12 protein-coding genes and 1 pseudogene are annotated in these 11,768 nt (G+C 40.0%); all 13 read left to right on the top strand.

Features of this window, described 5'->3' with window-relative positions; translation table 11 throughout:
* Positions 1-78 precede the first annotated feature (78 nt).
* Positions 79-366, top strand: a complete 288-nt coding sequence (locus tag HT669_RS06365) for a rhodanese-like domain-containing protein (protein ID WP_000659161.1) — start codon at positions 79-81, stop codon at positions 364-366.
* A gap of 171 nt (positions 367-537) precedes the next feature.
* Positions 538-1,863 carry a branched-chain amino acid transport system II carrier protein gene (brnQ, locus tag HT669_RS06370; RefSeq protein WP_031222542.1) on the top strand — a complete coding sequence of 442 codons (1,326 nt, stop codon included), beginning with the start codon at positions 538-540 and terminating at the stop codon, positions 1,861-1,863.
* A gap of 97 nt (positions 1,864-1,960) precedes the next feature.
* Entirely contained in the window at positions 1,961-2,998 is a 1,038-nt protein-coding gene (locus HT669_RS06375) for a M42 family metallopeptidase (protein WP_023938993.1), read from the top strand.
* Position 2,999: 1 nt separating this feature from the next.
* The gene (locus tag HT669_RS06380; protein ID WP_050223150.1) at positions 3,000-3,470 is read left to right on the top strand and encodes an HIT family protein; all 471 of its coding nucleotides are present in this window, start codon (positions 3,000-3,002) and stop codon (positions 3,468-3,470) included.
* 2 nt (positions 3,471-3,472) lie between these two features.
* Complete coding sequence (gene ldcB, locus HT669_RS06385) at positions 3,473-4,189, top strand: LD-carboxypeptidase LdcB/DacB (RefSeq protein WP_172933660.1); 717 nt, start codon at positions 3,473-3,475, stop codon at positions 4,187-4,189.
* Between the two features lie 122 nt (positions 4,190-4,311).
* Positions 4,312-4,737, top strand: coding sequence for a 50S ribosomal protein L11 (gene rplK, locus HT669_RS06390; protein ID WP_001085812.1), 426 nt, complete (start codon positions 4,312-4,314; stop codon positions 4,735-4,737).
* Between the two features lie 207 nt (positions 4,738-4,944).
* Positions 4,945-5,634 carry a 50S ribosomal protein L1 gene (gene rplA, locus HT669_RS06395; RefSeq protein WP_001085675.1) on the top strand — a complete coding sequence of 230 codons (690 nt, stop codon included), beginning with the start codon at positions 4,945-4,947 and terminating at the stop codon, positions 5,632-5,634.
* 372 nt (positions 5,635-6,006) lie between these two features.
* A complete protein-coding gene (locus HT669_RS11530; RefSeq protein ID WP_223200444.1) occupies positions 6,007-6,216 on the top strand; it encodes a hypothetical protein in 210 nt (69 codons plus the stop codon).
* A 398-nt stretch (positions 6,217-6,614) separates the two neighbouring features.
* A complete protein-coding gene (locus HT669_RS11535; protein WP_000643408.1) occupies positions 6,615-6,860 on the top strand; it encodes a hypothetical protein in 246 nt (81 codons plus the stop codon).
* A gap of 400 nt (positions 6,861-7,260) precedes the next feature.
* Positions 7,261-8,253 carry an ATP-binding cassette domain-containing protein gene (locus HT669_RS06405; RefSeq protein WP_055356853.1) on the top strand — a complete coding sequence of 331 codons (993 nt, stop codon included), beginning with the start codon at positions 7,261-7,263 and terminating at the stop codon, positions 8,251-8,253.
* A 1-nt stretch (position 8,254) separates the two neighbouring features.
* Complete coding sequence (locus tag HT669_RS06410; protein WP_055356854.1) at positions 8,255-9,073, top strand: ABC-2 family transporter protein; 819 nt, start codon at positions 8,255-8,257, stop codon at positions 9,071-9,073.
* Between the two features lies 1 nt (position 9,074).
* Positions 9,075-9,860 carry an ABC transporter permease gene (locus HT669_RS06415; RefSeq protein WP_023938982.1) on the top strand — a complete coding sequence of 262 codons (786 nt, stop codon included), beginning with the start codon at positions 9,075-9,077 and terminating at the stop codon, positions 9,858-9,860.
* Between the two features lie 370 nt (positions 9,861-10,230).
* Positions 10,231-11,576: pseudogene (locus HT669_RS06420) on the top strand (IS1380-like element ISSpn5 family transposase).
* The last annotated feature ends 192 nt before the right edge of the window (positions 11,577-11,768 follow it).

Below are 11,768 nucleotides of genomic sequence, written 5' to 3' on the forward strand. Positions count from 1 at the left end.
AAGTCAGTAACCATACCTATGGTAAGGCGACGCTGACGTGGTTTGAAGAGATTTTCGAAGAGCATTAGGAGAAAAAGAATGAAAGAAATAACCTTTGACGCATTTTACCAGCTTTATCAAAACGACCAACTTTCTCTAGTGGACGTGAGAGAAGTGGACGAATTTGAAACTCTTCATTTAGAAGGTGCCCACAACCTACCACTTAGTCAATTGGCTGATACCTATGATCAGTTGGATAAGAACCAGTTACATTATGTTATTTGCAAATCTGGAATGAGATCGGCGCGTGCTTGCCAATTTCTAGCTGAACAAAGTTATGAGGTTATCAATGTACAAGGTGGCATGACGGCCTTTGAAGAACTCTAAACGTAAGAATTTTCTCCTGCTTGGTGTGGACTGGGTAGGAGAATTTTATTTTTAGACAATTCTCATTTTTAAGAATCTTGAAAACATTCAATATTTACTTCGTGAAGCTTTTTTCATACTCCTATTCATGATATACTAGGTCAGTATTTTATAAATATGAAGGAGATTTTCATGGCTAAAAAAGGTGCCCTAACAGGTTTGCTCCTGTTTGGAATATTTTTTGGTGCGGGGAACTTGATTTTTCCGCCTTCTCTAGGTGCTCTATCTGGAGAACATTTTCTTCCTGCCATCGCAGGTTTTGTTTTTTCAGGCGTAGGTATCGCCGTTTTGACCCTTATTATTGGAACGCTAAATCCTAAAGGATATATTTACGAGATTTCAACAAAGATAGCGCCTTGGTTTGCGACTCTTTACCTCTCAGTTCTTTACTTGTCAATTGGTCCATTTTTTGCTATCCCACGTACAGCTACAACAGCTTACGAAGTAGGGATTAGCCCCCTTTTGTCGGATGCAAATAAAGGTCTTGGTTTGATTGTCTTTACGGTTCTTTACTTTGCAGCAGCCTATTTGATTTCGCTTAATCCATCAAAAATCTTGGACCGCATTGGACGTATTTTAACGCCAGTCTTTGCGATTTTGATTGTTATCTTGGTTGTTCTGGGAGCTTTCAAATACGGTGGAACAAGTCCTCAAGCTGCTTCAGCTGCTTATCAAGCTTCTGCCTTTGGGACAGGTTTCCTAGAAGGTTATAACACCTTGGACGCCCTCGCCTCAGTTGCCTTTAGCGTAATCGCAGTTCAAACCTTGAAACAACTTGGATTTTCAAGTAAGAAAGAATACATTTCGACTATTTGGGTGGTTGGTATCGTTGTAGCCCTTGCCTTTAGTGCTCTTTACATTGGTTTAGGATTCCTTGGAAATCATTTCCCAGTACCAGCTGAGGCTATGAAGGGTGGAACACCAGGTGTTTACATCTTGTCACAAGCCACTCAAGAAATATTTGGTTCAACAGCTCAACTCTTCCTCGCAGCTATGGTTACTGTAACCTGCTTCACAACAACAGTTGGTCTGATTGTGTCAACAGCTGAGTTCTTTAATGAACGCTTCCCACAAATCAGCTACAAGGTTTATGCGACAGCCTTTACCTTGATTGGCTTTGCCATTGCCAATTTGGGTCTTGATGCGATTATCAAGTACTCCATTCCAGTATTGGTTATCTTGTACCCAATCACCATTGCCATCGTTATGATTGTCATTGTCAACAAATTCGTGGCTCTTTCAAAACCAGGTATGCAGTTGACAATTGCTGTTGTTACAGCTATTGGCATTGCAAGCGTACTAGGAAGCTCCTTTAAGGTTGAATTTTTTGCAAATCTTGTTAGCGTTCTTCCTTTTGCCAAGGCCTCACTCCCATGGTTGGTTCCAGCCATTGTCGGAATCTTGCTCTCATTGGTTCTACCAAACAAGCAAGAAAGCGATGTTTTTGAAATGGAATAATTACTAAAATCACTTTTGTAGTCAAGTCTACAGGAGTGGTTTTCTTTTTTTATCCGATGATAAATGTGTTATAATAGGTAGCAAAAGAGGTGAAGAAATGAATCAAACAGTAGAATATATCAAAGAACTAACAGCTATTGCATCGCCAACAGGCTTCACTCGTGAGATTTCGGACTATTTAGTCAAGACTTTAGAAGGTTTTGGTTACCAGCCGGTTCGCACAGCTAAGGGCGGTGTCAATGTGACCATTAAAGGTCAAAAAGATGAACAACACCGCTATGTGACTGCCCATGTAGATACGCTGGGTGCCATTGTCCGTGCTGTCAAACCAGACGGTCGTCTCAAAATGGACCGTATCGGTGGTTTTCCTTGGAACATGATTGAAGGAGAAAACTGTACCGTTCATGTGGCTAGCACAGGTCAAAAGCTATCAGGTACCATCCTCATCCACCAAACTTCTTGCCATGTCTATAAGGATGCAGGAACTGCAGAACGCACGCAGGACAATATGGAAGTGCGTTTGGACGCCAAAGTAACAAATGAAAAAGAAACTCGTGCCTTGGGGATTGAGGTCGGTGATTTTATCAGTTTTGACCCACGAACTGTCGTGACAGAGACAGGTTTTATCAAGTCTCGTCATTTGGACGACAAGGTCAGCGCAGCGATTTTGCTTAACCTGCTTCGTATCTATAAGGAAGAGAAGATTGAATTGCCCGTAACAACCCATTTTGCTTTTTCAGTCTTTGAAGAAGTGGGACACGGTGCTAATTCTAACATTCCTGCTCAGGTAGTAGAATATCTGGCTGTGGACATGGGAGCTATGGGAGATGACCAGCAGACAGACGAATATACAGTATCCATCTGTGTCAAGGATGCTTCAGGTCCTTATCACTATGACTTCCGTCAACACTTGGTTGCTTTGGCTAAAGAGCAAGATATTCCATTTAAGCTGGATATCTATCCATTTTATGGTTCGGATGCTTCAGCAGCTATGTCTGCAGGGGCAGAAGTCAAACACGCCCTTCTCGGTGCTGGTATCGAGTCTAGTCATTCTTATGAGCGCACTCATATTGACTCGGTGGTTGCAACAGAGCGTATGGTTGATGCTTATCTAAAAAGCAACTTGGTAGATTGATATGTGTCTTATTTGTCAGAGAATTGAGCTCATTAAAGCTGGGGAAAATCCCTATTTTGTCAAAGAGTTGGAAACAGGCTATCTTGTTATTGGAGACCACCAGTATTTTGAAGGCTATAGTCTTTTTCTAGCCAAGGAACATGTCACCGAATTGCATCATTTAGAAAAGGAAACGAGGCTCCGTTTTCTAGAGGAAATGAGTTTAGTCCAAGAGGCAGTTGCCAAGGCCTTTACTGCTGAGAAAATGAATATCGAGCTTCTAGGCAATGGCGATGCCCACCTTCATTGGCACATTTTCCCTAGACGAACAGGTGATATGAATGGTCACGGCCTCAAGGGACGTGGTCCAGTCTGGTGGGTTCCCTTTGAAGAAATGACAGCAGAAACCTGCCAAGCAAAACCTGATGAGATTGAAAAATTAGTCAAACGTTTATCGTCAGAACTAGATAAACTATTAGAAATAAAGGAGTAAAAATGAAAAAAAGATACCTTGTCTTGACAGCCTTGCTAGCCTTGACATTGGCAGCTTGTTCACAAGAAAAAACAAAAAATGAAGATGAAGCAGCTAAAACAGAGCAAACAGCTAAAGCTGATGGAACAGTCGGTAGTAATTCTCAAGGAACTGCCCAGAAAAAAGCAGAAGTGGTCAATAAAGGAGACTACTACAGCATCCAAGGGAAATACGATGAAATCATCGTAGCAAATAAACACTATCCATTGTCGAAAGACTACAATCCAGGGGAAAATCCAACAGCCAAGGCAGAGTTGGTCAAACTCATCAAGGCTATGCAAGAGGCAGGTTTCCCGATTAGCGACCATTATAGTGGTTTTAGAAGTTATGAAACTCAGACCAAGCTCTATCAAGATTATGTCAACCAAGATGGGAAGGCAGCAGCTGACCGTTACTCTGCCCGTCCTGGCTATAGCGAACACCAGACAGGCTTGGCCTTTGATGTGATTGGGACTGATGGTGATTTGGTAACAGAAGAAAAAGCAGCCCAATGGCTTTTGGATCATGCAGCTGATTATGGCTTTGTTGTCCGTTATCTCAAAGGTAAGGAAAAGGAAACAGGCTATATGGCTGAAGAATGGCACCTGCGTTATGTCGGAAAAGAAGCAAAAGAAATTGCTGCAAGTGGTCTCAGTTTGGAAGAGTATTACGGCTTTGAAGGCGGAGATTACGTCGATTAAAAAATAAACTTTTCTCTTGCAATTCCAGATAAATAGTGTATAATAGATGGGTATGTGAAAAGCATACTTGTGGGAGGTAAAAATCTCTAATTACCGCCAAAACCACAAAGGAGGATTTAAAAATGGCTAAAAAAGTCGAAAAACTTGTAAAATTGCAAATCCCTGCTGGTAAAGCTACACCAGCTCCACCGGTTGGACCTGCTCTTGGTCAAGCTGGTATCAACATCATGGGATTCACAAAAGAGTTCAACGCTCGTACAGCTGACCAAGCTGGGATGATTATTCCAGTTGTTATCTCAGTTTACGAAGATAAATCATTTACTTTCGTTACGAAAACACCACCAGCTGCTGTTCTTTTGAAAAAAGCTGCAGGTGTTGAAAAAGGATCAAGTACACCTAATAAAACTAAAGTTGCTACAGTTACTCGTGCACAAGTACAAGAAATTGCAGAAACTAAGATGCCAGATTTGAACGCAGCAAACGTAGAGTCTGCAATGCGTATGATCGAAGGTACTGCTCGTTCTATGGGATTCACTGTTGTTGACTAATCAATAACACAGTAGAAAATCTCACAGCAGTCTATTAGTTGCTTTTCATACTAGGCAAGTGACTGATACTTGTACTTGGGTACAGCAAGGGAACTTAAGGCCGTAGGAAAAGGAAAGTAATAGACTGAAAACCCGCAAGACTTCATCATTTCGAGGAGTGACGTGGGAGATGAAAATCGATTGAACCACTTACAAGGAGAATAGAAAATGGCTAAAAAAAGCAAACAACTTCGTGCTGCTCTTGAGAAAATCGACAGCACAAAAGCATACAGCGTAGAAGAAGCTGTAGCACTTGCAAAAGAAACTAACTTTGCAAAATTTGACGCAACTGTAGAAGTTGCTTACAACTTGAACATCGACGTTAAAAAAGCTGACCAACAAATCCGTGGAGCAATGGTATTGCCAAACGGTACTGGTAAAACTTCACGCGTTCTTGTTTTCGCACGCGGTGCAAAAGCTGAAGAAGCAAAAGCTGCTGGTGCAGACTTTGTTGGTGAAGATGACCTTGTTGCTAAAATCAACGACGGTTGGTTGGACTTCGACGTAGTTATCGCTACACCTGATATGATGGCTCTTGTTGGACGTCTTGGACGTGTCCTTGGACCACGTAACTTGATGCCAAACCCTAAAACTGGTACTGTAACAATGGATGTTGCTAAAGCAGTTGAAGAGTCTAAAGGTGGTAAAATCACTTACCGTGCTGACCGTGCAGGTAACGTTCAAGCAATCATCGGTAAAGTATCATTTGAAGCTGAAAAATTGGTTGAAAACTTTAAAGCTTTCAACGAAACAATCCAAAAAGCAAAACCAGCTACAGCTAAAGGAACTTACGTAACAAACTTGACTATCACAACTACTCAAGGTGTTGGTATCAAAGTTGACGTAAACTCACTTTAATCAGTAGTTAAAGTAATGTAAAAAAGTTGAAGACGCTATGTCTCAACTTTTTTTGATTTCAAAATCTAGTGGAATGAATCTGGAATAGTCCATCGAGCTTTCTAATACTCTTCGAAAATCTCTTCAAACCACGTCAACGTCGCCTTGCCGTGCGTATGGTTACTGACTTCGTNNGGCTAGTTTCCTAGTTTGCTCTTTGGTTTTCATTGAGTATAACACATTGTTAGAAGTTGGTTTAAATTTCCTAATCAGTTTGTTCACATTTACCTTCGATATATTATATCCCATAGTTAAGGTTGGTCATACAGATGATTATAGTCATGGAGCCGTAAAACTTAGTGTTTCTTTAGTTGACAAAGATGCCATGAAAAAATATCTGTAACTGTAATAGGATATTTTGAAATAAATATAGATGAAAATATCACCGATATTCTATACGTAAATGGTACTGCTATTCTTTGTCCTTATTTACGTTCTATTGTTTCAATAGTTTCGGCAATTGATAGCAGTGAAGCAATGTTGCTACCTACCATTAATGTTTTAGAGTTACTAGATAAATCTCAACCTTTTGAAGAAGAATAATTTATTAGCTCACTAAATTGAGGGTAAGGAAAAGTAAAAGCAGTAAGAAAAATGTCTTGCATTATACAGCAACCTTTTGGGAATGAGTAGATGGATTGAATAAAATTTGATTAAGAGTGGATGATTTATCTGTAGATTATTATTGGACAGTTAGTCTTGAAGTAGTCTAAGAATTAGGTTATAATCAGTAGAAGCCTTGCTAATAATGAGGAGGTTAGTTTATGTATAGTAGACTGAATCTAAAATAGTATGAAACAATTGCTAAAACATTTATAGAAATTAATTTTACTTTTCCAATCAATTTGTTCTCATCTTATTTCAATCCGCTATATATTATGGTATCGAATCTTCATCAGAATGATAAAATTAATCAATTAATATCTGATTACAAACAGAATATGAAAGCTTTTTATATCACTATTGAAAAATTTATACGAGATGATGAAAGTCTTAAGTGTTATTTTACAAAGGTTATTTCAAGTCGTTCCAAGGTAACAAGTCTAAATCAGATTGAAGCTGATAAAACGATACAAAGAAAATATTCAAGTGAGCTAAAAAAATTTATTGGATTTTATAATGAGATTATTTGTGAGGAAAATAGTTTCCTACATGTACGAAAGAGGTGGTCGAGTTGGTTTAGGTAGTCGGTGCGTGAGTTGATAATTCTCAGGGTATGGACTTCTTTTTCATGAATGAGGTAAAAGAGCAGGTATTGTTTAGAGACAATCATTCTGAGCATATTTTCTGGATAGAGGGAGTATCCGATTTTATGATCAAAGTTAATACCGCCCTCTGGTGAGAAGATGAGTAGGTTGGTAATTTAAACTATTCAACTGAATTTTTGATTAAAAGTATTATTTTATGAGAGAAATCCTAATTTCACAATCCATAGGCAAACGCTTGCATTCTGTTTTTTATTGGACTATAATAGGTTGGTATAAAGCCTTCTGTAGTAATAAAATGTAGAAGGTGTAGAAAGTAAGGATTTAGAATATTTGTAGTTAAAAACACAATGTTGCTATTCCTTATGATAGGGAGATAGATATGGCAATGATAGAAGTGGAACATCTTCAGAAAAATTTTGTGAAGACTGTTAAGGAACCGGGCTTGAAGGGGGCTTTGCGCTCCTTTATTCATCCTGAAAAGCAGACCTTTGAAGCGGTCAAGGATTTGACCTTTGAAGTTCCAAAAGGGCAGATTTTAGGATTTATCGGGGCAAATGGTGCTGGGAAGTCGACAACCATTAAAATGCTGACAGGAATTTTGAAACCAACATCTGGTTTTTGTCGGATTAACGGCAAGATTCCCCAGGACAATCGGCAAGATTATGTCAAAGATATTGGCGTAGTCTTTGGACAACGCACCCAGCTATGGTGGGATTTGGCTCTGCAAGAGACCTACACTGTCTTAAAAGAGATTTATGATGTGCCAGACTCGCTCTTTCATAAGCGTATGGACTTTTTGAATGAAGTCTTGGATTTGAAGGACTTTATCAAGGATCCCGTGCGGACTCTTTCACTGGGACAACGGATGCGGGCGGATATTGCGGCCTCCTTGCTCCACAATCCCAAGGTTCTTTTTTTAGATGAGCCGACCATTGGTTTGGACGTTTCGGTTAAGGATAATATTCGTCGGGCAATTACTCAGATCAATCAAGAGGAAGAAACTACCATTCTTTTGACCACTCACGATTTGAGTGATATTGAGCAACTTTGTGATCGGATTTTCATGATTGACAAGGGGAAAGAGATTTTTGATGGAACGGTGAGCCAACTCAAGGAGACCTTTGGTAAGATGAAGACTCTCTCTTTTGAACTGCTACCAGGTCAAAGTCATCTCGTCTCTCACTATGAAGGTCTGTCTGATATGACCATTGATAGACAAGGAAACAGCCTCAACATTGAATTTGATAGTTCTCGTTACCAGTCAGCTGACATTATCAAGCAAACCCTGTCTGATTTTGAAATCCGAGATTTGAAGATGGTGGATACGGATATTGAGGATATTATCCGTCGCTTCTACCGAAAGGAGCTCTAGGATGATCAAATTGTGGAGACGTTATAAACCCTTTATCAATGCAGGGGTTCAGGAGTTGATTACTTACCGAGTCAACTTTATTCTCTATCGGATTGGCGATGTCATGGGGGCTTTTGTGGCCTTTTATCTCTGGAAGGCTGTCTTTGATTCTTCGCAAGAGTCTTTGATTCAGGGCTTTAGTATGGCGGATATCACCCTCTACATCATCATGAGTTTTGTGACCAATCTTCTGACTAGATCCGATTCGTCCTTTATGATTGGGGAGGAGGTCAAGGATGGCTCCATTATCATGCGTTTGTTGCGACCAGTGCATTTTGCGGCCTCCTATCTTTTCACCGAGCTTGGTTCCAAGTGGTTGATTTTTATCAGCGTTGGCCTTCCATTTTTAAGTGTCATTGTCTTGATGAAAATCATATCGGGTCAAGGTATTGTAGAGGTGCTAGGATTAACTGTCATTTATCTTTTTAGCTTAACGCTCGCCTATCTGATTAACTTTTTCTTTAATATTTGCTTTGGATTTTCAGCCTTTGTGTTTAAAAATCTTTGGGGTTCCAACCTACTTAAGACTTCCATAGTGGCTTTTATGTCGGGGAGTTTGATTCCCTTGGCATTCTTTCCAAAGGTTGTTTCAGATATTCTCTCCTTTTTGCCTTTTTCATCCTTGATTTATACTCCAGTTATGATCATTGTTGGAAAATACGATGCCAGTCAGATTCTTCAGGCACTCCTTTTGCAGTTCTTCTGGCTCTTAGTGATGGTGGGATTGTCTCAGTTGATTTGGAAACGGGTCCAGTCCTGTATCACCATTCAAGGAGGTTAGTATGAAAAAATATCAACGCATGCATCTGATTTTTATCAGACAATACATCAAACAAATCATGGAATATAAGGTGGATTTTGTTGTTGGTGTTTTGGGAGTCTTTCTGGCTCAAGGCTTGAATCTCTTGTTTCTCAATGTCATCTTTCAACATATTCCATTCCTAGAAGGCTGGACCTTTCAAGAGATAGCTTTCATTTATGGATTTTCCTTGATTCCCAAGGGAATGGACCATCTCTTTTTTGACAATCTCTGGGCACTAGGGCAACGCCTAGTCCGAAAAGGGGAGTTTGACAAGTATCTGACTCGTCCCATCAATCCTCTCTTTCACATCCTAGTTGAAACCTTTCAGATTGATGCCTTGGGTGAACTCTTAGTCGGTGGTATTTTATTGGGAACAACAGTGACCAGCATTGTTTGGACTCTTCCAAAATTCCTGCTTTTCCTAGTTTGTATTCCTTTTGCGACCTTGATTTATACTTCTCTTAAAATCGCAACAGCCAGTATCGCCTTTTGGACTAAGCAGTCAGGCGCCATGATTTACATCTTCTATATGTTCAATGACTTTGCTAAGTATCCGATTTCTATTTACAATTCTCTTCTTCGTTGGTTGATTAGCTTTATCGTGCCTTTCGCCTTTACAGCCTACTATCCTGCTAGCTATTTCTTGCAGGACAAGGATGTACTCTTTAACATCGGAGGTTTGATTTTGATTTCCCTTGTCTTTTTTGGTATTTCCTTGAAACTATGGGACAGGGGCTTGGATTCTTATGAAAGTGCTGGATCCTAAGATGAAGAAACTCAAAGCCTTGTCTTAGGACAGGCTTTTTCTAATAGAGATGAAAATTCCTTGACATCTATTCTCAGAGTGCTATACTGTAAGTGTAATCGCCGATTTATCTCAGTTGGTAGAGCAAGGCACTCGTAAAGCCTAGGTCACAGGTGAACATATGACTGAAGATTTGAAAAAATAGATATGTATAAATAACCGTTAACCCCAATTATTCACCCCTAATCTAAAAACCATCCAGAATCCTTGCCTTAGCTTAGATCCTGGATGGTTTCTTTTTTCACCCAATGGGTGTTTTTTACTAGACAAAAAAGAGTTTCCCCTTTATGGTATAAGTGTAGAAAAAAACACAAAAAGAAAGGAAACTCACATGAACAGTTTACCAAATCATCACTTCCAAAACAAGTCTTTTTACCAACTATCTTTCGATGGAGGTCATTTAACCCAGTATGGTGGTCTTATCTTTTTTCAGGAACTTTTTCCCAGTTGAAACTAAAAGAGCGGATTTCTAAGTATTTAGTAACGAATGACCAACGCCGCTACTGTCGTTATTCGGATTCAGATATCCTTGTCCAGTTCCTCTTTCAACTGTTAACAGGCTATGGAACGGACTATGCTTGTAAAGAATTGTCAGCTGATGCCTACTTTCCAAAATTGTTGGAAGGAGGGCAGCTTGCTTCACAGCCAACCTTATCCCGTTTTCTTTCCAGAACTGACGAGGAAACAGTCCATAGTTTGCGATGCCTCAACCTTGAATTGGTCGAATTCTTTTTACAGTTTCACCAGCTAAACCAACTCATTGTAGATATCGATTCTACCCATTTCACAACTTATGGCAAGCAAGAAGGTGTTGCTTATAACGCCCACTATCGTGCTCATGGCTATCATCCTCTTTATGCTTTCGAGGGGAAGACAGGTTATTGTTCCAATGCCCAGCTTCGTCCTGGTAATCGTTATTGTTCTGAAGAGGCAGACAGCTTTATCACACCTGTTTTCGAACGGTTTAATCAACTTCTCTTTCGAATGGATAGTAGCTTTGCGACCCCAAAATTATACGATTTAATTGAAAAAACAGGGCAATACTACCTCATAAAACTCAAGAAAAATACTGTTCTGAGCCGTCTTGGAGACCTTTCCCTCCCTTGCCCACAGGATGAGGACTTAACCATCTTGCCCCACTCCGCCTACTCAGAAACTCTCTATCAAGCAGGATCTTGGTCGCACAAGCGTCGTGTCTGCCAGTTCTCTGAACGAAAAGAAGGAAACTTGTTCTACGATGTTATTTCTCTCGTTACAAATATGACGAGTGGAACAAGCCAAGACCAGTTTCAGCTTTATCGTGGACGTGGTCAAGCCGAGAATTTCATCAAGGAGATGAAGGAGGGATTTTTTGGTGATAAAACGGATAGTTCAGCCTTAATCAAAAACGAAGTTCGTATGATGATGAGTTGTATCGCCTACAATCTCTATCTTTTTCTCAAACATCTAGCTGGAGGTGACTTCCAAACTTTAACAATCAAACGCTTCCGCCATCTTTTTCTTCACGTGGTAGGAAAATGTGTTCGAACAGGACGCAAGCAGCTCCTCAAATTGTCTAGTCTATATGCCTATTCCGAATTGTTTTCAGCACTTTATTCTAGGATTAGAAAAGTCAACCTGAATCTTCCTGTTCCTTATGAACCACCTAGAAGAAAAGCGTCGTTAATGATACATTAAAGAACAGTCGAGATGAAAAAATCGTGTGACGCACCAAGGGAGGAGTATGCCCTTTTGAGGAAATCTAGCGAGGAAAAATGATACTGGAACAGCAGAAAGTAAAACTGGCCTCATGAGGAGGAAGAAAGTGGCTCATGAGGTCAGGGGTTTTGTAAGTTACATCTAGTTGAGAGAGGTATGAATGATTTGGGG

The sequence above is a fragment of the Streptococcus sp. 2100 genome (genome assembly GCF_013276335.1).
In the GTDB taxonomy this organism is placed as follows: Bacteria; Bacillota; Bacilli; order Lactobacillales; family Streptococcaceae; genus Streptococcus; species Streptococcus pseudopneumoniae.